This window comes from Nocardia sputi (assembly GCF_023501985.1).
The window spans coordinates 93,961-113,905 of the sequence record NZ_JAMFLC010000018.1 but is presented as its reverse complement, the minus strand read 5'-3'; the positions used below and the strand labels follow the sequence as shown (position 1 = coordinate 113,905).

Below are 19,945 nucleotides of genomic sequence, written 5' to 3'. Positions count from 1 at the left end.
AGTGGAATCACAGGCCTTGGATTCGCCCGACTCGGTCTCGGTGTGGCAGCTGGACCGAATGGGCGCGGGGGCGGAAAAGACACAGCGCGATGAGGGGAGGTGGGACGCCCGATGATCGCTGGAACACCGGTGCTCGACCTCGACGATGCCGCTTCACTCGAGGCCGCCGACGCAGGCGGCGCCCTTCGCTCGGCCGCTTCCGGCGGCGCCCAGGTGCGCGCTACCGCGGCGGCCGTCGGTGAGGAGGCGCTCGCTCGACTAGCCGATCTGCGACCACGCAGCGTGGTGCTGGTAGCCGGCGCCGGACGTGCCGCACGGGCCGCCGGACTGCTCGTGGCCGCGCTCGGCGACCGTGCGGGCCTACCCGTCGTGCCTGCCGCCGCCCTTCCCCCGTGGGTGGGGCCGCTGGACGTCGTCCTGGTCTCCGGCGACGACGCGGGTGATCCGCGCCTCACCGACGCCGTCGATCGAGCCCTGCGCCGCGGCGCCGAGGTGGTCGTCGCCGCGCCGCACGAAGGGCCGCTGCGCGCCGCCGCCGCCGGACGCGCCGCCGTGCTGGAGCCCAGGGTCCAAGTCCTCGGGCACAACCGCCTGCTGCGCTTCCTGGCCGCCGGAATCGCGGTGCTGCGCGCGGTCGACCCCCAGCGCACCGGCGCCGCCGTACCCGAGCTCACCCACCTTGCCGACGTGCTGGACGCGGAGGCGCTGCGCGACGGCCCGCACAACGAGGTCTTCCACAACCCCGCCAAGACGCTGGCCGCGCGCATGCAGCAGCGGGGCATCGTGCTCGCGGGCGATTCACCGGCCGCCGCCGAGCTGGCCGAGCACGGCGCCGAAGTGCTGCTGCAATCCGCGGGCAAGGTGGCCACCGCGGTGGATCTGGCCGAGGCCGTCGCCGCGCGGACCCGGATGGCCGAGGCGGCAGGCGAATCCGCGCCAGACTTCGATCCACTGTTCCACGACGAGGAACTCGACGGCCCCGCGCCGGTGGAACGCATCCGGGTGTTCGTGCTCAGCGCCGATCGCGATCGAGCGGCAGCGCGCCGCCGCATCGCGGTCTTCGGCGCCGAGGGATCGAACCTGGTGGACGCCGATCTGGTGAACGCCGACGTCGACCTGCTGCACACCGGCATGACCGATCCCGCCGCGCCCGCGCAGTCGAGGGCCGAAGAATCCGCGCAGGCCGACAGCACCGAACTCGAACAGCTCGCGGTGCTCGCGCTGCGACTGGAGATGGCCGCCGCCTACCTGCGGCTGATCGGTTCGCGCACCACCGCTTCCGACAGCCAGGGGCAGTACGGGGGAAGCTTCTAGTGCACGAACTCGTTGGTGCGCTGCGCTCGTATGCCTGGGGCTCGCGCACCGCGCTGGCTCAGCTGTGCGGAAGACCGGTCCCCTCGGCGCATCCGGAGGCCGAATTGTGGTTCGGCGCCCACCCCGCCGACCCGGCGTACGTGAAGATCGGTGACCGCAGCACCTCGCTGCTGGAGCTGGTCGCCGCCGACCCGGACCGGGAACTGGGCTCCGCCGCCGCGGATTTCGACGGACGGCTGCCGTTCCTGCTCAAGATCCTCGCCGCCGAGGAGCCGCTGTCGCTGCAGGCGCACCCGAGTACGGAGCAGGCGCGCGCGGGCTTCGACCGGGAGAACCGGGCGAAGGTGCCCTTGGACTCCCCGCTGCGCAACTACCGCGACGAGAGCCACAAGCCCGAGCTGGTCGTCGCGCTGGAGCGGTTCGAGGCGCTGGCCGGCTTCCGCGAGCCGCACCGCACGGTCGCGTTGCTGCGCGCGCTCGCGGTGGAGGAGTTGCGCTCCTACTGCGAACTCCTCGCCGCCCAGCCGGATTCGGCGGGCCTGCGCACCTTGTTCACCACCTGGATCACGCTGCCGCAGCACGTGCTGCACACGTTGCTGCCCGCGGTGCTCGACGGCTGCGTGCGGTACCTGTCCGGCAAAGGCACACGCGAGTTCACGAACGAGGCGCGCACCACCCTCGAACTGGCCGAGGCATACCCCGGCGACGCGGGCGTGCTGGCGGCGCTGCTGCTGAACCGGGTGACCTTGGAGCCGGGTCAGGGGTTGTTCCTCGCGGCCGGGAATCTGCACGCCTACCTGCGCGGGCTGGGCGTGGAGATCATGGCCAACTCCGACAACGTGCTGCGCGGCGGTCTCACCCCCAAACACGTCGACGTGCCGGAACTGTTGCGCGTACTGGATTTCGAGCCGATCGACCTGCCCGTTGTGCTGCCGGAACCCGGCGGCGACGGATCGGTGCGCTATCGCACGCCCGCCCCCGAGTTCGCGCTGCGCCGATTCGACTTGGTCGCCGGTTCCGCGCGAGTGCCGCTGACCGCGGCGGGGCCCGGGATCGTGCTGTGCACGGCGGGTACGGTGCGCCTGTTCCAGAACGGCTCGTCGCTGGAACTCGGCCGGGGTGGCGCGGCGTGGATTTCCGCCGCCGACACCGATATCCGCGCGCAGGCGGTGGACGGGCAGGTCCAGCTGTTCTGCGCGTGCGTGGGCGCCGGCTGCTGACCGATCCGGAACACCCGGCCGTAGGTGCCCTAGGCTGTTCGCGAGTATCACTGAAAACAGAGAGGACATGCTTCCATGTCTGCTGGCGGTGGCAAGAAGGCGATCATCGCGGCGTTGACCGCGAATGCGGGGATCGCCGCGGCGAAGTTCGTCGGTGCGGCGATCACCGGCTCGGGGTCGATGCTCGCCGAGGCCGTGCACTCCGTGGCCGACACGGGCAACCAGGGACTGCTGCTGCTGGGGCAGCGCCGCGCCGCGAAGGAAGCGACCGAGTTGCACCCGTTCGGGTACGCGCGCAACCGCTACTTCTACTCGTTCATCGTGGCGCTGGTGCTGTTCACCCTCGGCTCCGGTTACGCCATCTACGAGGGCATCCACAAGATCCAGCACCCGGAGGAGCTGACCTCGCCGATCGTGGCGGTCGTCATCCTGGTGATCGCGATCGCCTTGGAGGTCTACAGCTTCACCACGGCGGTGCGCGAGTCCACGCCGCTGAAAGGTGACGCAAGCTGGTGGCAGTTCATCCGCAATTCGCGCAGCCCGGAACTTCCGGTGGTGCTGCTGGAGGACACCGGCGCGCTGGTCGGCCTGATCCTGGCGCTCTCGGGCGTCGGCCTGACCATGATCACCCACGACCCGATCTGGGACGGCGTCGGCACGCTGGCCATCGGTGGGCTGCTCGGCGTCATCGCCGTCGTGTTGATCATCGAGATGCAAAGCCTTTTGATCGGTGAGGGTGCCACTCCGGAGGAGAACCGGAAGATCCGCGCCAACCTGGTCGATGACACCCGCATCGACCGAGTGATCCATCTGAAGACCCAGTACCTAGGCCCGGAGGAACTGCTCGTGGCGGCGAAGATCGGCGTAGTTCCCGGTCTGGACCTCGCGGCGATCGCGGGCGCCATCGATGACGCCGAGTCCCGCGTCCGCGCGGCGGTCCCGGCGGCGCGCGTCATCTACCTCGAACCCGACCTCTACCGCACCGAACCCGCCAAGGGCTAGTCCGGCGTTGCCTCGCACGGCTCGCGAGCCGTGCGAGGCGCACGTACTCAGCGGCGCTGGACAGCGGGGGTGCGTAGGAGGTCGAGGGGATCGGTGCGGATGTCGAAGCGGTCGCGCAAGACGTGGCGGGCCGCGTGCAGCCCGCTCATGCCGTGCACACCGGGGCCGGGCGGGGTGGCCGACGAGCACAGATAGACACCGGGAATCGGTGTGGCGTAGGGATTCCAGCGCGGTGCGGGACGGAAGGCGAACTGGCGCAGCGTCATCGCGCCCGCGGAGATGTCGCCGCCGATGTAGTTGGCGTTGTGCGCGGGCATTTCGGCGGCGGTGATCACGTTCTCGGCGACGATCAGATCCCGGAAGCCCGGTGCGAATCGCTCCACCTGAGCGATCACTTCCGCGCTGACGTCGCGGGTGGAGCCGTTGGGCACGTGGGCGTAGGTGTAGAAGGTGTGGCCGCCCGCGGGCGCGCGGGTGGGGTCGACCACGCCGGGCTGGATGGACAACACGTAGGGCCGTTCGGCGTGCCGCCCCATGGCCACGGCGTGCTCGGCCGCCATGGCCTCGGCGCGGGTGCCGATGACGTGCACCGTCCCGGCCAGCGCGCAGCCCTGGGCCTGCCACGGCACCGGTCCGGAGAGCGCGAAGTCGATCTTGCAGGCCGCGCCGCCGTAACGGAAACGGCGCAGCCGCTTCGCGTATCGCGCGGGCAACCGGTGCTCGGCGATACGCAGCAGTTCGGCAGGGGCGAGGTCGAGCAGAACGGCGCGAGCGCCTGTGAACTCCTCGAGCGAGTCGATCCGGCGCCCGGTGTGCACCCGGCCGCCGAGACGTTCGAGTTCGGCGATGAGCGCGTCGGGAATCGCCTGACTGCCGCCGCGCGGAATCACCCAGCCGTCGACATGGGCCAGCGTGCCGAGCATCAACGCAGCGCCCGCGGCCGTGATGGCGCGCGGCGGGATGATCGCATGGGTGGCGATGCCGGTCAGCAGGGCCGGCGCGACCTGTTCGCGAAACCTGATATCCCACAGCGGCGAGCCCTGCTCCAAGGTGCGCATGCCGAAACGGATCGCGGTCGCGAGCCCGGAGGGGATGCGCCGCAGATCCGACATCGCGACGTCGACCACGTCCGCCCAGTGCCGCACCAGCGGCGCGAACAACTTGCGCCACGCCCGGCCGTCGGGACCGAGGGATTCGACCGTCCGTTCCAGGTCCCGCCAGGCCAGTCCGGCCACACCCCCGTCGAGCGGATGTGCGTAGGAGACCTCCGGCGCGAGCAGTTCCACGCCGTGCGCGGACAGGTCGAACGCCCGGAACAACGGTGAGGCCACCGCCATCGGATGCGCGCCAGCGCACACGTCGTGCCGGTAGCCGGGCAAGGTCAGCTCGGCCGTGCGAGACCCACCCCCAGCCGTCGCCTCGGCCTCGTAGACCTCCACCGCGAGCCCTGCCCTTGCCAGGATCACCGCTGCGGCGAGCCCGTTCGGTCCGGAGCCGACCACCACCACATCAGCCATATCCCCACGCTACCGCCCGACCGACCTCCGACTTGCTCGCCGACACCACCACCGCGCCGCCGACACGCCGAGCGGAGCCGTACCGGAACCCGGCCGATCGGTGATCCGGACCCATGGGCGGGACCGCCGACGAGTTTCGGAGGTTCGCTTCGTCATCTCCATGGAACGCACGACCAGCAAGGAGATCGACCATGGCGACCAAGCCGCACGGCCCCGCGTCCTACTTCCCCTCCATCGAGGCCAAGTACGGCCGCGCAATCGAGGAGTGGAAAACCGCCATGCGCGACAGCGGACTGACCTCGCACAAAGAACTCGTCGAGTGGCTGAAGACCGAGCACGGCTTCGGGCACGGCCACGCGACCGCCCTCACCCAGCACCACCTCCACCCGGAGAAGTGGGCAGCCTGAGCCCGGGCGCCACGAAGGGCCCGCAGATCTTGCGGGCCCTTCGTCGTTCACCGTCCGGCCCGCTGCCCCGGGCGGAGTTCCGCCCGGCGCGGACGGGCTTCGTCCGGCTGCGCTTTATGCCTTGACCAGGTCTATGGTCTCGGCCTCCTGCGTCAGCGGTACGCCCTGCGTCCCATGGTCGTCGTCGACCATGGTCCGCTCGTCGAAGGGCAACTCGCGATCGAGCACCTCGCGCACCCGGTCCACGTCGACCGTCTTGGTCCAGGTGCCGATCAGCACCGTGGCGACCGCGTTGCCGGAGAAATTGGTCAGCGCCCGCGCCTCGGACATGAAGCGGTCGATGCCGACGATCAAGCCGACGCCGTCGAGGAGTTCGGGGCGATGGCTCTGCAACCCGCCCGCCAGGGTGGCCAGGCCCGCGCCGGTGACGCCCGCCGCGCCCTTGGACGCGACGATCATGAACAGCAGCAGTCCCAGCTGTTCGCCGATGGACAGCGGCTTGCCCATGGCCTCGGCGATGAACAACGACGCCATGGTCAGGTAGATGGCGGTGCCGTCGAGGTTGAACGAGTATCCGGTCGGCACGACGACGCCCACGGTGGTGCGCTCCACGCCCAGATGGTCCATCTTGGCGATCAGCCGTGGCAGCGCCGATTCCGACGACGAGGTCGCGACGATCAGCAGGTACTCCCGCGCCAGGTAGCGGACCAGCTTGAAGATCGACACGCGTGAGACGCTCCACAGCAGCACGCCGAGCACGCCGAAAACGAACACCAGGCAGGTGAGGTAGAACGCGAGCATCAGCGTGCCCAGCTTCACCACCGCGTCCAGGCCGGTCTTGCCGACCACGTTCGCGATCGCGCCGAACGCGCCGATCGGCGCCAGCCACAGGATCATCACCAGGATCCGGAACACCAGTTTCTGCAGCAGCGCCACGCCGCGCACGATCGGCTCACCCGCCGTGCCCATGGCCTGGACCGCGAAACCGACCAGCAGCGCGACGAACAGCGCCTGCAGCACATTGCCGGTGGTGAGCGAGGACAGCAGCGTCGACGGGACGATGTTCTGGAGGAATTCCCAGGTGCCGCCCGCGCTGTGCGCGGTGTCGGCCAGGTCGTGACCGGCTTTGGTCGACTTGGCGATGTTCAGTCCCGTGCCCGGTTGCAGCAGATTGCCGACGACGAGGCCGATCCCGAGCGCGATCGTCGACATGACCAGGAAGTAGCCGATGGCCAGCCCGCCGACCTTGCCGACGGTGGCCGCCGCGCGCACCGAGCCGATCCCGAGCACGATGGTGCAGAAGATGACGGGAGCGATCATCATCTTGATGAGGTTGACGAAGATGGTCCCCAATGGGGCGAACGACTGCGCGACGCCGGGCGCCAGCCAGCCGACGAGGACGCCCGCGACCACCGCCACGATGACGGCCAGATACAGCCAATGGGTGCGGTCGCGCCGCGTTCGAGTCGAGTCGCTCATTGCGAGGATTTCCCTTCGAGAGGTACCGAAGTGAGGTGGCTCACGCACCCCAGGCAGAATGATGGTCGGCCGGGTGATGCCGGTCACTGTTTGGTGCATTACGTTCAGCGGAGGAAGAGCTTGTGAGACGCGGTCGGCTCTCCCTCGCCGGTCAGGCATTCGTCTTCCAGTTGGTCGTACTCGCGGTGATGATCGCGATCGGCGTGGTGCTCGCGGTGCTGGACGCCAGGCACGACAGCGACGTCACCACCACCAGGGAGGTCACCGACGTCGCGGTGAGCGTGGCCGACGCGCCCTCCACCATCGAGGCGGTCCGCAGCGCGGACCCGACGGCGCTGTTGCAGCCGGTGACCGAGGAGATCCGGCTCGAGACCGGCATGGATTTCATCGTGGTGATGGCGCCGGACCGGACGCGCTACACCCACCCCAATCCGGCGATGATCGGGCGGCCGTTCAGCGGCACCATCGATCGCGCGCTGGCCGGTGAGACCTTCACCGAGACCTTCACCGGCACCCTCGGCCCCTCCATCCGGGCGGTCACCCCCGTCCACGACAACGGACGGATCGTGGCTCTGGTCTCCGCGGGCGTGACCCGCGCGAAGATCAGCGACCAGGTGGCCACCCAGCTCTCGGTGATCTTCGGCGTCGCGGGAGCCGGTCTCCTGCTTGCCGCCGGAGGATCGTTCCTGCTCAGCCGCAGACTGCGACGGCAGACCCACGGCTTGGCGCCCGACGAGCTGCGCGCGATGTACGAACATCACGACGCCGTGCTGCACTCGGTGCGCGAGGGACTGGTCGTGTTCGGGGCCTCCGGCGAGGATGCCGAGGTGGTCAACGACGAAGCGCGCCGCCTGCTCGACCTGCCCCCCGGCGAGGTGCGCCGCAGCGACCTCCCGCTGTCGCTGCAGCGGATGAGCTGGGGCACCGTGCGCGACGAGATGCACGTGACCACCGACCGGATCCTGCTGGTCAACCAGGACACCGTGGAGTGGGAGGGCAGGCCGATCGGCACGGTGATGACCATCCGCGATCACACCGAATTGCAGTCGGTGATGGGCGAACTCGATTCCGTGCGCGGCTTCGCCGAGTCGTTGCAGGCACACGCGCACGAGTCCGCCAACCGGCTGCACACCGTGGTCACCATGGTCGAACTGGGCCGCCACCAGGAGGCCGTCGAGTTCGCCACGGCGGAGCTCGAGCTGTCGCAGGCGCTGATCGATCGGCTGTTCGCCGCGGTGGGCGCGCCCGCCCTGGCCGCCTTGCTGCTGGGCAAGGTGAACCAGGCGGCCGAACGCGGCATCGAGCTGACGATCACCGACGACACCGCGCTGGACTCGGTGGACCCGCTGTCCCCGCACGAAACGGTCACGCTCGTCGGCAATCTCGTCGACAACGCGATCGATGCCGCGGCGGGCAGCGCGTCCGGCTGGGTGGAAGTCACCCTGCGCCACCAGCGGGTGGACGCCCGGGAGGAGTCGGTGCTCTACATCCGGATCGCCGACAGCGGCCCGGGCATGTCGGCGGAGATGTTCGCGCGCGCGTCCCAGCGCGGCTATTCGACCAAAGCCGACCACCACGGGCTGGGTCTCGCACTGGTCCACCGTCTGGTGGCCCGCCACGGGGGAAGCATCCGCACGCAACGGGATCCCGAAAGCGCGGTGACCGTGACGATTCCACGAAAGGAAGCACGATGATCCGTGTGCTTATCGTCGAGGACGAGCCGCTGATCGCCGAGGCGCACCGCGCCTACGTGGAGCGCATCGCCGGATTCACGCCCGTCGGTGTCGCCCATACCGGACGTGAGGCGATGCGCGCGGCGGCCGACGCCGCGGCGGAGGGCACGCCGATCGACCTGGTGCTGATGGACATCGGCCTGCCCGACGCGAGCGGCCTCGACGTCGCCGCCGCGCTGACCGGGTTGGCGCCGCGCCCGGACGTCATCGCCATCACCTCCGCGCGGGATCTGGCCATGGTGCGCACCGCCGTGTCGCACGGCGTGGTGTTGTATCTGCTGAAGCCGTTCACCTTCGCGGCGTTCCGCGACAAGCTGGACCGGTACCGCGAGTTCCGCACCGCGCTTCCCGCCGGCGAAAGCGCCATCTCCCAGCACGACATCGACCGTGCGTTGAGCGCGCTGCGCACTCCCGACCAGCGCGCCGCGACACCCAAGGGCGTCGCGCCGCAAACCCTCGACGAGATCTCCCGCGCCGTGCGCGCCGCCGAGGCCGAGGGCGTGACGGCCGCGGACACCGCGACCTCGATCGGCGTCTCGCGTATCACCGCCTGGCGCTATCTGGAGAAACTGGCCGACGACGGTTTGGTCCTGCGGCGCTCGGACTACGGCAGGGCGGGGCGGCCGAAGACCCGCTATGTGTGGAAGTCCACGACCAGCTGATCAGACCGGCTCCGGCGTGGGCGCGCGCTGATCGAGGCGCACCGGCATCCGCTCGTAGCCGTGCAGGGTGAACAGCGCGCGCCGCTTCGGCGTACCGTCCAGCCGCAGACCGGGGAACCGCTCGAACAGGGCCTGCAGCGCGTAGACGCCTTCCATCCTGGCCAGGCTGGCTCCGAGGCAGACGTGCACGCCGCTGCTGAAGGACAGATGGTCCTTGGCGTTGTCGCGGCCGATGTCGAACCGTTGTGGATCGGCGAACACGGCGGGGTCGCGGTTCGCGCCTGCCAGCGACAGCACCACCGTGCTGCCCTGGCGCAACCGGATGCCGTCGATCTCCACATCGGTGAGCGCGGTCCGCGCGGTGGTCTGCACCGGGGAGTCGAAGCGCAGGATCTCCTCGACGGCGTTTGGCCACAGCTGCGGCTCCTCGCGCAGCCGCTCCAGCTGATCCGGATGGGCCAGTAGTTGCGCGACGCCGTTGCCGATCAGGTTGACGGTCGTCTCGAAGCCCGCCCCCATGAGCAGGCTCGCGGTGGCCTTGAGCGCGTCGGTGTCCAGTTCGCCCGCGGTGACCAGGCTGCTGAGAATGTCCTCGCCCGGTTCGCGGCGCAACCGCTCGATGTGCCGCCCGAGATAGTCGTTCATCAGCTCCATCGCGAGCAGTGCCCTACGGTGTGCGCGCCAAGGGATGCCGACGTCGAGCAGCGGTGTCATCTGATCGCCCCAGTCGAGGAACATCGCCTTGTCCTCGTCGGGGAAGCCGAGCATCTCGGAGATGATCGCGATCGGCACCTGGGCGGCGAACTGCTCGATCAGATCCGCCGAACCGTGGGCGGGCAGGGCGACCAGCAGTTCCTCGGTGACCGACTCGACGCGGTCGCGCAGTCTGCGGATCGCGCGCGGGGTGAACGCCGAGGCGACCGGTTTGCGCATCCGCGTGTGTTCGGGCGGATCGATCACCAGCATCGACGGCGGCTCGACCGGATTCGGCGGCAACGGAAACCGCTCGGCCAGCTTCTGCAGCGGCTTGGGGATGTTGAAGCTCTCGGTGGTGCGCACGCCGAAACGGCTGTCGCGCAGGATGGAACGGCACAGCTCGTGATCGAAGGTCGCCCAGGCGATCGAGGTGCGCAGCAGCCTGCCCTGCCCGCGCAACCGCTCGATCAGCGGGTAGGGATCGTCGAAGCCTGCGGGACCGCCCATCAATTCGGCGAACGGGTCACCGCGGCGTGCCTGCAGACGCAGGGCGAGACGAGGCGCGCCCTGCACCGACAACCAGCGGAACCAATAATGCGGCTTCATAGTGCAACCCCGTCGTCGTGCGATGACACCACCGTACGGAACGCCGCGGGCTTCTGGAACGTCCTCAGGTCGGATGCGGCGCTTATACCGTGGTAGGAGCCGCCTCCGAATGGTGGCCGCGGCTTTCGGACATCCCTCATCCGCGCTGCGCGGTCACCCGTTCCGACGCGATGCGCCGGTCGCGCAGCGCCGGATCGGGGTTGACCACCTGCACCAGCGAGGCGCCCGCGGCGAGCACCGCGAGATATCCGTCGATCAGTTCGGCAGGCGTGTCCCACGGCGTGCTGGACAGCACCCGGTCACCCTCGGCGAAGCCCTGGCGCATAGCCGATTTCCGCGCCTCGGCGAGCACTTCGGCGACCGGCATGCCATCCAGCGCGACACCGGCGCCGCGGGGCAGGAACTGGTCGCCGTGCACGCGCACCGAGGTGGCGAAATCGGTGACGCCCACCGGCAGGTCGCGCACCGGGGCGCCCATGGCGTCCAGCGACAGCGCGGCGATCTCACCCCCGCCGTCGGCGTCGTCCAGGCGATCCGGGGTCACCAGCGCCAGATCGGCGTCCTCGTCCGGGTGCAGCACCACCTCGGTGCCCGCCCACCAGCAGCCCAGCAGCACAGCGGCGGTCTGCCAGTGCGCCGGGAGCAGGACGGCGACACGGGCGCCGGGACTCAGACCGAACTCGTCGCGAATCAGATTGGCGGTCTTGGCCGCCCAGTTCGCCAGCGTCGCGCCGGACAGTTCGATCCGCGCCCCGGTGGCGTCGTCGTAATAGGTGACGCGCGGACCCGCGGGTTCGCGGGCGAGGATGGGATCGAGTACCGCTTCGGTGAGAGTGTGTACCTGGTCGATGTCACGCATGGTTCAGTTCACGCATTTCGGTCCGTTCTGGCCTGCGTCGATCGGTGGAGCGGGTGGGACTGGTGTGGCGGAAGTCGACGTTCCGGACAGGTCGAACACCCGGCTCGCCGACGAGCCCGGACCAGAATAGTCGCTCGCCAGCACGACGCTCACCGAATCCGGGGACAGCGCCGGATCCGCGAGTACCGACAGCCCGCCCAGCGCCTTGGCCACCGCCTGCGCCTTCGGGCTCGAGGTGTCCGCGGCGAGCACGCGACTGCTGGTGACGCGGTTGCCGGTGTAGTTGGTCACCACGCCCTGCCGGAATCCCTTGGCGCTCAGCGTCTGCGCCACCTCGGCCGCGAGTCCGCCGATGCCGCCTGCGTTGTAGACGCTGACGGTGACCGTCGCCGGATCGAAGCCCGGCTCGGCGTTCCGCGTGACCGTCGCGTCGCCCACCAGCGAGGCGATATAGGACTTGACGGCCTTCGGCTCGACCTCGACCACGGATTCCCCGCTGCTGGTCTCACCGTTGAGGTCGGCGACCGGAATGGTCTCGAACTTCACCTGGCCACCGGACAGGTCCTTCAGCCGTTGCAGGAACGCCAGCGCGTCCCAGTCCTCGTCGAGCACGACCGTCCGCCCGACCGCCTCGCTGAGCTGTTGCAACTTGGCCGGATTGGCCAGCGTCTTCGCGCTGAGCAGCTGCTGCACCAGTTGCGCCATGAACACCTGCTGGCGCACGATGCGGTCGAGGTCGCCGCGGGGCAGATCATGGCGCTGACGGACGAAACTCAGCGCGCGCGGCCCGTCCAGGCGTTGGCGGCCCGCGGGAAACCGGGCGCCGGACATCCACTCGTCGACCGGATTCTTCAGGCACACCTCGACCCCGCCGACGGCATCGGTGAGCAGCGCGAAGCCGAGCAGGCTCACCTCGGCGTAGTGGTCGACGGTGAGGCCGGTGAGGTTGGCGACCGTCTTGATCAGCGCCTGCCTGCCCGCTTGGGTGGACTGCCGCTCCGCGTCGGCGTGCGCGACGCCTTGGTCGACGAGTTTCTGGAACTGGTTGGCCTTCGTCGCGCCGTAGGCCGAGTTGATCTTGCCCATGCCCAGGCCGGGAATGCTGACGTAGGAGTCGCGCGGGATCGAGATCGCGGTCGCGGAGCGTCCGTCGTTGGGCACGCGCAGCAGCACGATGGTGTCGGTGTTGGTGCCGATCTCGTCGCCGGCGTGCAACATGGCTCGCTCGGCGTTCGACAGGGGATTGCCGTGCGCGTCGGTGCGGCTGTCCACACCGACCAGCAGGATGTCCACCGCGCCGTCCCGGCTGCCGCCGAGACCGAGATCGCCGATGCGCTCGATGTCGGCGACCAGCGAGTCGACGCTGTGCCAGGCGAAACCGGTAAGCGCCAGCACGATCACGGCGGCGGCCGCGGCCAGCGAACGCAGCGGCCCGAACGACCGGTCGCCGGACCCGGCCGGACGCGGCGACGCCGATGTGCCCCTCCAACGCGACAAGTGTGCATCCTCTCGCCGAAACTCGCCTCTCCTGGCGACACGTGCGCAACTGATCCGCCACCACGGTTCCTGCTCGCCCCGCCCGGTTTCGGGATCCCCCGATGACTCAAGGCTAACGAACGGTTATTGCGAACGGCCGCAACCGTGGATGTGGCGGCGTGCCAGACTTGCGCCCGTGACCGACCCCACCGCGCCCGATCCCACCGCGCCCGCCCGCCTCGTCGTCACCGGGGCGCACGGACAGGTGGGCCGGGAACTGCGGCGTCTCGCTCCGGCCGCCAGCGGCTACGGGCGCGCCGAACTCGACATCACCGACCCCCTCGCCGTGCGCGCGGTACTCGCGCCCGGCGACGTGGTGCTCAACTGCGCCGCCTATACCGCCGTGGACCAGGCCGAAGCCGAGACCGAGGCGGCATACGCGGGCAACGCCACGGGACCGGCCGTGCTCGCCGAAGTCTGCGCTGACATCGGTGCCCGGCTGATCCATCTGTCCACCGATTACGTCTTTCCAGGTACCCAGGATCGGCCGTACGACACCACCGATGTGACCGGGCCGACGTCCGTCTACGGCGAGTCCAAGCTCGCGGGCGAGCAGGCGGTGCTCAGCCGCTGCCCGGACGCGCACGTGGTGCGCACCGCATGGGTATACACCGGGCGCGGTGGCGATTTCGTCGCGACGATGCTGCGGCTGGAGCGGGAACGCGACACCGTGGACGTGGTCGAGGACGAGGTCGGCTCGCCCACCTACGCCGCCGATCTGGCCGCCGCGTTGCTGGAACTCGCGGGACGGCCGGACGCGCCGCGGCTGCTGCACGTCACCAATGCGGGCCGGGCCAGTCGGTTCGAGCTCGCGCGCGCGGTGTTCGCGGGTGTCGGGGCGGATCCCGGGCGCGTCCGGCCGTGTGACTCGTCGGCGTTTCCCAGACCCGCACGGCGACCGGGATATTCGGTGTTGTCGCCGCGGGCCTGGAACGACGCCGGGCTGAGACCGCTGCGGGATTGGCGGACCGCACTGGGGGACGCGCTGGCTCGGCGGTCCGACTAGGGTTGACTGCCGTGAGTGATTCCGATTCCGCCGCGCCCGCGGGCCTGGCCGTCGTCACGGTGACCTACTCGCCGGGTGAGCACCTCGAGCACTTCATCTCCACCCTCGCCGGGGCCACCGCGGAGAAACCGCAGGTGATCCTCGCCGACAACGGGTCGGTGGACGGTGTGCCCGAGCTGGTCGCCGAGGCCAATTCGCACGTGCGGCTGCTACGCACCGGCGGCAACATCGGCTACGGCGGCGCGATCAACCGGGCGGTCGCGGAGCTCGATCCGGGCATCGAGTTCGTCGTGATCGCCAACCCGGACATCCGCTGGGGCACCGATTCCATCGACAAACTGCTCGCCGCGGCCAAGCGCTGGCCGCGCGCCGGTGCGCTCGGGCCCCTGGTGCTCGAACCGGACGGCAGCGTGTACCCGTCGGCCCGCCGGGTCCCCGGCCTCCTCGACGGCGCCGGGCACGCGGTCCTGGGCACGGTGTGGAAGTCCAACCCGTGGACCCGCCGGTACCGGCAGGAGAACGAGGAGATCTCCGAGCGGGCCGTCGGCTGGCTGTCGGGGTCGTGCCTGCTGGTGCGGCGCGCGGCGTTCGACTCGATCGACGGTTTCGACTCGCGGTACTTCATGTACATGGAGGACGTCGACTTCGGCGACCGGATGGGCAAGGCGGGCTGGCACAACGTGTTCGTCCCCGACGCCGAGGTGACCCATGCCAAGGGACACGCGGCAGGCCGCCACCCCGAAGTGATGCTGCCCGCCCATCACGCCAGCGCCTACCGGTTCCAGGCCGACCGGCATCCGCACTGGTGGCAGGCTCCGCTGCGGCTGGCGTTGCGGGCCGGACTTGCGGTCCGCTCGCGGATTGCGGTTCGATCTGCCCTGCGCCGACAGGCGCGCGACGCCGGGTAGCCGGCGGCGCAAGGCGAGAAACGAACCTTGTGAACAGGGGAGCTTGATGGCAGGAAATGCAGGCACCGACGCGGTGATCCTGGTCGGCGGACAGGGCACGCGGTTGCGTCCGCTGACCCTTTCGGCGCCCAAGCCGATGCTGCCGACGGCCGGACTGCCGTTCCTGACCCACCTGCTCGCCCGCATCGCGGAGGCCGGGATCACCCATGTGGTGCTGGGCACGTCGTTCAAGGCCGAAGTGTTCGAGGAGCACTTCGGCGACGGCTCCGACCTCGGCCTGGAGATCGAGTACGTCACCGAGACCGAGCCGCTGGGCACCGGCGGCGCCATCCGCAACGTGCTGCCCAAGCTGCGCGCGGACAACGTGATGGTGTTCAACGGCGACGTGCTCGGCGGCACCGACCTCGGCGCGGTGCTCGACACCCACGAGTCGACCCGCGCCGACGTGACGCTGCATCTGGTCCGGGTCAGCGACCCGCGCGCGTTCGGTTGTGTGCCCACCGACGAGGACGGCCGGGTCACGGCGTTCCTGGAGAAGACCCAGGACCCGCCGACCGACCAGATCAACGCCGGATGCTACGTCTTCCGCCGCGAGTACATCGAGAAGATTCCGGCCGGTCGTCCGGTCTCGGTGGAGCGCGAGGTGTTCCCCGCGCTGCTGACCGAGGGCGCCCGCCTCCAGGGGCACGTCGACGCTTCCTACTGGCGCGACATGGGCACTCCCGAGGACTTCGTCCGCGGCTCCGCCGACCTGGTCCGCGGTATCGCCCCCTCCCCCGCACTGCCCGGTCAGCGCGGTGAATCGCTGGTGCACCCCGGCGCGGGCGTCGCCCCGGGAGCGGTGCTCATCGGCGGTACGGTCGTCGGGCGCGGCGCCGAGATCGGCGCGGGCGCGCGGCTGGACGGCGCGGTCGTCTTCGACGGCGCGGTGATCGAGGCAGGCGCCACGGTCGAGCGCACCATCATCGGCTTCGGCGCGCGCATCGGCCCGCGCGCACTCGTCCGCGACGGCGTCATCGGCGACGGCGCGCACATCGGCGCCCGCTGCGAACTCCTGCGCGGGGCGCGGGTGTGGCCGGGCGTGGAGATCCCCGACGGCGGCATTCGCTTCTCGACCGACGTCTGAGGCGCGTTCCGCTCGCCCCCGCGCACGAAGATCCGGAGGTCATCGACAAATCCGCAGGGTCGGCGTGGGGGAACTTGGTTCCGGCGCCACCGACCGCGCCGTCACCAGTGTTCAAGTCGGTGGCGGCACCGGCGGGTCGAACTGCGCCCCTAGGAGAAGCCGACGGCTTGCTGGCCCCAGGCGGTGTGCAGGTCCCGGTCCGGGTCGTCGACCACTCGATCGATGCTGTCGATGAGCAGCGTGGCGCGGGCCGCGAGGCGATACGGCGGCCAGTGTTTGGAGCCGTCGAGTGCGGCGGGAACGCCGTGGGCGGCGAAGGCCAGCCAGCGGCGCATCATGCGGCCGGAGACCTCCATGGCCGCTTTGCGACCGCCGAGCCAGAAGGTGGGGTCGAGGTTGAGCGTGCCGAAATTGCCGAAGACATAGGGCAGTTCGGTGGCGTGCCCCGCGCCGACCCGGGCCGCCCGCAGCATCGGGGTGGCGTAGTCGAAGCGGTACATCCAGGTCGGCGAGTGCTGGGCGTGACCGTCGGCCACCCAGTGCGCCGGCATCCGGAACGCCGCGTCGGTGGACATCGCCAACGCACCGCGAGCCTTGTTCAGATCCGGGTAGGCCGAGGTGATCTCGGCGATCCGCTCCGCCGACATCTCCGGGTGGCCGGCCGCGACGTCGCGCAGCATCGCGTTCACCGCGTCCGGCGTCACCGGCATGATCGGCGAGCGCAGCAGCCGGAACAGCGACGCCTCGTCCTTGTTGGTGCCGATGATCAACGGCACCCGGTGCGATCCCCCGCGCTGGAACCGGTCGATCGGGTAGGTCGGCAGCAGGTCCCCGTCGACCACCGGCGCGGCCGCCAGCCTGCCCGGCTCCTTCAGCGGGATCTCGTCGAGCAGGACGCCCGCCGCCGCTACGATCCGCTCGATGGGACATTCCAGCAGTTCTTTCGCCCGGGTCGCGGGCAGTTCGATCAGCTCGAGGAACCGCTGCGCCACCGTGGCCGCCCGTTCCGGTCCGAACACCGTGGTCGCGGGCGGGCTCTGCGCGATCGCCTTGTGAAACAGGCCCGCGGCGCGCGGTGCGGTGAGCAGCGCGGTGACGCAACCCGCGCCGGAGGACTCGCCGAACAGCGTGACGTTGCCGGGATCGCCGCCGAACGCGGCGATGTTGTCGCGCACCCACTCCAGCGCGGCGATCTGATCGTGCAGGCCGAGATTCGGCGCGAAGTCGTCGCCGAGCGAGGAGAGGTCGAGAAAGCCCAGTGCGCCGAGCCGATAATTGACCCCGACGACCATGACGTCACCGGCCGCGGCCAGCCTGCGCCCGTCGTAGATCTGCTGCGCGGCGGTGCCGAGGCAGTACGCGCCGCCGTGCAGCCAGACCAGCACCGGGCGGGGTTCGGTTCCCGAGGCGCGGGCGACATCGGCGCGCTCGGGCCGAGGTGACCACACGTTGAGCCAAAGACAGTCCTCGCCCATGGTCAGGCCGGAGTCGATGGGGACCATGGTGCCCATCGTCTGCGGCGCGATCTGCCCGAAAGAGGTGCAGTCGCGCACTCCCTCCCAAGGCTGCGGGGGCTCCGGCGGGGCGAATCGGGCCGGGCCTGCGGGGGCGGCCGCGTAGGGAATGCTGCGCCAGACGGAAATCGAACCCTCGCGCACGCCCCGCACGTCGCCGTGCGCCGTCCGCGCGATGGACTCGGCGAAACCGTCGGGACCGGGCACCGCCTCGGAGAACTGAGCGCGCATCGCAGACCTCCTCATACTTCTTTTTCGAGAGTACGTCGAAGATCAGTACGGCAACGTTTCGATGCCGAGACATTGCTGCGTCGGACGCTGTTCATCCGCTGTTCAGGCCCGTGCCCACGGGTGCGGTGTCGAATCGGTCACGGTGGCCGCGACCAGCCCTTTGCTGCCCCGATTGCCGAAAGGGTGCCGCCGCGGCCCGGACAAGGGCCGTTCGCCAGGTCGCGATCCCGATACCGCTCCGCGACCGGAGCCGGTCCCCGCCGAGCTACGCGGCCCACGACTCGGAGTACGACCGATCCTGGGCGAGCACCGGCGTGCGTGCCCGTTGCCCTTCATCGCCGCGCCAACCTGACGGGCCGCGACATCTCGCCGAAGTCCGATGCGGACACTTCGGCGGCGGAGGACCTAAACTGAGCGGATGCCGAGTTACAGTTACCGGTGCCGCAGCTGCGGCGACACGTTCGAGGTTTCCCGTCCGATGGCGGAGTCGTCGGCGCCGGCGACCTGCCCGATCGGCCACGACGACACGGTCAAACTGCTGACCACCTTCGCCACCGTCTCCCGGGGCGGCGGGAACGCTCCCGCGCCGAGCCCCGCCGCGCCCCCGGCGGGCGGCGGCTGCTGCGGTGGCGGCTGCTGCGGATGACTTCGGGTCCGGCCGGTGCGGTTCAGTCGCGCCGGTCGACGTGACCGAGGTCGCGCTCCGGTGCGACCCGGTCGCGCACGCGCTGCTTCAGCACCGCGATGTCGGGGAAGCCGCCGTCGGCCTTGCGCTCCCAGATCTGTTCGCCGTCGACGGTGATTCGGAAGACCCCGCCCGAACCCGGGATGAGCGCGACTTCGTCCAGATCGGTGGCGAACGTGCTGAGCAATTCCTGCGCCATCCAGCCCGCCCGCAGCAGCCAGCGACATTGGGTGCAGTACTCGATCGCGACGCGTGCCATGCCCGCTGACGCTACCGGTCAGGCGTCGTGCGCGCCGTCCAGGTAGACCCACACGCCGTCGGACCGGGCGAACCTGCTGATCTCGTGCAGCGCGCCGCGACCATCCGCGTCCCGGTAGTGCGCGACGAACGCCACCGTGCCGGTGTCGTCGAACGGTCCACCGCGCTCGGTGCGGGAGATCTCCAGGAACAGCCAGCGCTGCGCCGGATCGAGGGTCACCTCGCGCGGGCGGGTGCGCGAATGCCAGGAACGCAGCAGATAGTCGGCGTCACCCACTGCGAAGGCGGTGTAGCGCGACCGCATCAGCGCTTCGGCGGTCGCCGCCGGGCGCTCACCGCGCAGCACCGGACCACAGCACTCGTCGTATGTGTCACCCCGCCCGCACGGGCACCGTTGTGCTCCGCTCATGCTGTCTCCTCTCCGGTACGAGCGCGACCCGTCGTGGTCGTGCCGGTGCGACCACCTCGGTGGGAGCGGGTCATGCCATCTCCCGTCCGTGCTCGGGGGTCCCTCATGATCGCCGTGGCGCAGTGCGTCCGGCAAACCCGAGAACTCACGCCGTCCCGGCTCCGGCCCGGAGCGCAGCCCGCCGTGGTCACGCCGCGCCGCAGAATTCGATCCTGGTCGCTCATGCCGGGCCCTCCCGTCATCAGGTAGATCGAGGGGCAAGTGCCGCCGATCGCTTGGCGTCATTCCCGGTGCGCGGCCACCGCCACCAAGTCCGCGACCAGGGCGACGGTCTGCTCCCGCCAGCGCCGCAGATCGGTGACGCTCGGTGCGAGTTCGTAGTCGTGGTGGTGAGCGGCGCGCGACAGCGCCGCCCAGAGCACGGCCACCCGAGCCGCCTCCTCCGGTCCCGCGAACGCGCGCAGCGCGATCAGCTGCGCCCGCATCGGACAGCGGACCAGCGCGGGCGCCAGTCGCAGCCACAACTCGTCCACGGCCTGTTCCAGGGCGATCCGCAGAATCCAGGCGGTGGCCCTGGACCACAACCCGCCCGCGTCGGTCACCGAGCCGGCGAGCAGAAGGTCGACGGTTTCCAGCCGTTCGGCGATCGACGGCCGATTCGGTCGCGAGCGGTGCGCGCCGTTCTTGCGCCCGCGTTGCCCGTGCCGGGGCGCGCCCTCGCCGCCCTGAGGCCCACGGCGTGCGCCGACCGGCCGGCGCCGCCCGCTCATCGGCGCT

At 70.3% G+C, this 19,945-nt stretch carries 19 protein-coding genes; 10 read left to right on the top strand and 9 right to left on the bottom strand.

The features are described from left to right. Window positions 1-111: 111 nt before the first annotated feature. The 3 genes from M8859_RS23355 (at window position 112) to M8859_RS23345 (ending at window position 3,536) form a co-directional block, all read left to right on the top strand. Entirely contained in the window at window positions 112-1,314 is a 1,203-nt protein-coding gene (locus M8859_RS23355) for a tobH protein (RefSeq protein WP_159920580.1), read from the top strand. After that, window positions 1,314-2,534 carry a mannose-6-phosphate isomerase, class I gene (gene manA, locus M8859_RS23350; protein WP_159920578.1) on the top strand — a complete coding sequence of 407 codons (1,221 nt, stop codon included), beginning with the start codon at window positions 1,314-1,316 and terminating at the stop codon, window positions 2,532-2,534. The genes M8859_RS23355 and manA overlap by 1 nt, the downstream gene beginning before the upstream one ends. A gap of 75 nt (window positions 2,535-2,609) precedes the next feature. Continuing rightward, window positions 2,610-3,536 carry a cation diffusion facilitator family transporter gene (locus M8859_RS23345; RefSeq protein WP_159920576.1) on the top strand — a complete coding sequence of 309 codons (927 nt, stop codon included), beginning with the start codon at window positions 2,610-2,612 and terminating at the stop codon, window positions 3,534-3,536. Window positions 3,537-3,583: 47 nt separating this feature from the next. On the opposite strand, the gene M8859_RS23340 is transcribed toward M8859_RS23345, so the two are convergent. Beyond that, window positions 3,584-5,053 (bottom strand): phytoene desaturase family protein, encoded by a 1,470-nt coding sequence (locus tag M8859_RS23340; protein ID WP_159920574.1) that lies wholly within the window; start codon window positions 5,051-5,053, stop codon window positions 3,584-3,586. Window positions 5,054-5,244: 191 nt separating this feature from the next. Here M8859_RS23340 and M8859_RS23335 point away from each other — a divergent pair, with 191 nt between their 5' ends. Next, window positions 5,245-5,460 carry a DUF4287 domain-containing protein gene (locus M8859_RS23335; RefSeq protein ID WP_159920572.1) on the top strand — a complete coding sequence of 72 codons (216 nt, stop codon included), beginning with the start codon at window positions 5,245-5,247 and terminating at the stop codon, window positions 5,458-5,460. 114 nt (window positions 5,461-5,574) lie between these two features. Here the strand turns inward: M8859_RS23335 and M8859_RS23330 are convergent, their stop codons facing one another. Then, on the bottom strand, window positions 5,575-6,939 hold the full coding sequence (locus M8859_RS23330) for a cation:dicarboxylate symporter family transporter (RefSeq protein WP_159920570.1): 1,365 nt from the start codon (window positions 6,937-6,939) through the stop codon (window positions 5,575-5,577). A 122-nt stretch (window positions 6,940-7,061) separates the two neighbouring features. Here M8859_RS23330 and M8859_RS23325 point away from each other — a divergent pair, with 122 nt between their 5' ends. Both M8859_RS23325 and M8859_RS23320 read left to right on the top strand, forming a co-directional pair. Next, on the top strand, window positions 7,062-8,633 hold the full coding sequence (locus tag M8859_RS23325) for a sensor histidine kinase (RefSeq protein ID WP_321212359.1): 1,572 nt from the start codon (window positions 7,062-7,064) through the stop codon (window positions 8,631-8,633). Beyond that, on the top strand, window positions 8,630-9,334 hold the full coding sequence (locus tag M8859_RS23320; RefSeq protein WP_159920568.1) for a response regulator: 705 nt from the start codon (window positions 8,630-8,632) through the stop codon (window positions 9,332-9,334). The genes M8859_RS23325 and M8859_RS23320 overlap by 4 nt, the downstream gene beginning before the upstream one ends. On the opposite strand, the gene M8859_RS23315 is transcribed toward M8859_RS23320, so the two are convergent. From M8859_RS23315 to M8859_RS23305, 3 genes are all read right to left on the bottom strand, one after another. Continuing rightward, on the bottom strand, window positions 9,335-10,636 hold the full coding sequence (locus M8859_RS23315) for a cytochrome P450 (protein ID WP_249644817.1): 1,302 nt from the start codon (window positions 10,634-10,636) through the stop codon (window positions 9,335-9,337). It abuts the gene before it with no gap. A 136-nt stretch (window positions 10,637-10,772) separates the two neighbouring features. After that, entirely contained in the window at window positions 10,773-11,495 is a 723-nt protein-coding gene (locus M8859_RS23310) for a TIGR03089 family protein (RefSeq protein WP_195140615.1), read from the bottom strand. Window positions 11,496-11,498: 3 nt separating this feature from the next. Continuing rightward, the gene (locus M8859_RS23305; protein ID WP_195069513.1) at window positions 11,499-12,992 is read right to left on the bottom strand and encodes an LCP family protein; all 1,494 of its coding nucleotides are present in this window, start codon (window positions 12,990-12,992) and stop codon (window positions 11,499-11,501) included. Window positions 12,993-13,140: 148 nt separating this feature from the next. Between M8859_RS23305 and rfbD the strand changes: the two genes are divergently transcribed. Genes rfbD through manB form a run of 3 tightly spaced genes read left to right on the top strand, consistent with a single transcriptional unit; the run spans window position 13,141 to window position 16,071 of the window. Further along, window positions 13,141-14,037, top strand: coding sequence for a dTDP-4-dehydrorhamnose reductase (rfbD, locus tag M8859_RS23300; RefSeq protein WP_195069514.1), 897 nt, complete (start codon window positions 13,141-13,143; stop codon window positions 14,035-14,037). Between the two features lie 11 nt (window positions 14,038-14,048). Beyond that, complete coding sequence (locus tag M8859_RS23295; RefSeq protein ID WP_195069515.1) at window positions 14,049-14,945, top strand: glycosyltransferase family 2 protein; 897 nt, start codon at window positions 14,049-14,051, stop codon at window positions 14,943-14,945. Window positions 14,946-14,991: 46 nt separating this feature from the next. Next, window positions 14,992-16,071 (top strand): mannose-1-phosphate guanylyltransferase, encoded by a 1,080-nt coding sequence (gene manB / locus M8859_RS23290; protein ID WP_159920556.1) that lies wholly within the window; start codon window positions 14,992-14,994, stop codon window positions 16,069-16,071. A gap of 149 nt (window positions 16,072-16,220) precedes the next feature. Here manB and M8859_RS23285 read toward each other — a convergent pair whose 3' ends face one another. Next, the gene (locus tag M8859_RS23285; protein ID WP_249644815.1) at window positions 16,221-17,816 is read right to left on the bottom strand and encodes a carboxylesterase/lipase family protein; all 1,596 of its coding nucleotides are present in this window, start codon (window positions 17,814-17,816) and stop codon (window positions 16,221-16,223) included. Between the two features lie 418 nt (window positions 17,817-18,234). Here M8859_RS23285 and M8859_RS23280 point away from each other — a divergent pair, with 418 nt between their 5' ends. After that, on the top strand, window positions 18,235-18,462 hold the full coding sequence (locus M8859_RS23280; RefSeq protein ID WP_195069517.1) for an FmdB family zinc ribbon protein: 228 nt from the start codon (window positions 18,235-18,237) through the stop codon (window positions 18,460-18,462). Between the two features lie 22 nt (window positions 18,463-18,484). Here M8859_RS23280 and M8859_RS23275 read toward each other — a convergent pair whose 3' ends face one another. From M8859_RS23275 to M8859_RS23265, 3 genes are all read right to left on the bottom strand, one after another. Continuing rightward, window positions 18,485-18,760 carry an Rdx family protein gene (locus tag M8859_RS23275; RefSeq protein ID WP_159920550.1) on the bottom strand — a complete coding sequence of 92 codons (276 nt, stop codon included), beginning with the start codon at window positions 18,758-18,760 and terminating at the stop codon, window positions 18,485-18,487. A gap of 18 nt (window positions 18,761-18,778) precedes the next feature. Next, on the bottom strand, window positions 18,779-19,168 hold the full coding sequence (locus tag M8859_RS23270; RefSeq protein ID WP_195069518.1) for a YchJ family protein: 390 nt from the start codon (window positions 19,166-19,168) through the stop codon (window positions 18,779-18,781). Between the two features lie 281 nt (window positions 19,169-19,449). Continuing rightward, a complete protein-coding gene (locus tag M8859_RS23265) occupies window positions 19,450-19,938 on the bottom strand; it encodes a hypothetical protein (protein WP_249644814.1) in 489 nt (162 codons plus the stop codon). Window positions 19,939-19,945: the final 7 nt, after the last annotated feature.

Bases quoted from the DNA above. Each gene is read 5' to 3' on its own strand.
- rfbD (WP_195069514.1), top strand. From the start codon at position 13,141: ATGTGGCGGCGTGCCAGACTTGCGCCCGTGACCGACCCCACCGCGCCC.
- M8859_RS23270 (WP_195069518.1), bottom strand. From the start codon at position 19,168: ATGAGCGGAGCACAACGGTGCCCGTGCGGGCGGGGTGACACATACGAC.
- M8859_RS23315 (WP_249644817.1), bottom strand. From the start codon at position 10,636: ATGAAGCCGCATTATTGGTTCCGCTGGTTGTCGGTGCAGGGCGCGCCT.
- M8859_RS23285 (WP_249644815.1), bottom strand. From the start codon at position 17,816: ATGCGCGCTCAGTTCTCCGAGGCGGTGCCCGGTCCCGACGGTTTCGCC.
- manB (WP_159920556.1), top strand. From the start codon at position 14,992: ATGGCAGGAAATGCAGGCACCGACGCGGTGATCCTGGTCGGCGGACAG.
- M8859_RS23345 (WP_159920576.1), top strand. From the start codon at position 2,610: ATGTCTGCTGGCGGTGGCAAGAAGGCGATCATCGCGGCGTTGACCGCG.
- M8859_RS23320 (WP_159920568.1), top strand. From the start codon at position 8,630: ATGATCCGTGTGCTTATCGTCGAGGACGAGCCGCTGATCGCCGAGGCG.
- M8859_RS23310 (WP_195140615.1), bottom strand. From the start codon at position 11,495: ATGCGTGACATCGACCAGGTACACACTCTCACCGAAGCGGTACTCGAT.
- M8859_RS23275 (WP_159920550.1), bottom strand. From the start codon at position 18,760: ATGGCACGCGTCGCGATCGAGTACTGCACCCAATGTCGCTGGCTGCTG.
- M8859_RS23265 (WP_249644814.1), bottom strand. From the start codon at position 19,938: ATGAGCGGGCGGCGCCGGCCGGTCGGCGCACGCCGTGGGCCTCAGGGC.
- M8859_RS23330 (WP_159920570.1), bottom strand. From the start codon at position 6,939: ATGAGCGACTCGACTCGAACGCGGCGCGACCGCACCCATTGGCTGTAT.
- M8859_RS23280 (WP_195069517.1), top strand. From the start codon at position 18,235: ATGCCGAGTTACAGTTACCGGTGCCGCAGCTGCGGCGACACGTTCGAG.
- M8859_RS23335 (WP_159920572.1), top strand. From the start codon at position 5,245: ATGGCGACCAAGCCGCACGGCCCCGCGTCCTACTTCCCCTCCATCGAG.
- M8859_RS23355 (WP_159920580.1), top strand. From the start codon at position 112: ATGATCGCTGGAACACCGGTGCTCGACCTCGACGATGCCGCTTCACTC.
- M8859_RS23340 (WP_159920574.1), bottom strand. From the start codon at position 5,053: ATGGCTGATGTGGTGGTGGTCGGCTCCGGACCGAACGGGCTCGCCGCA.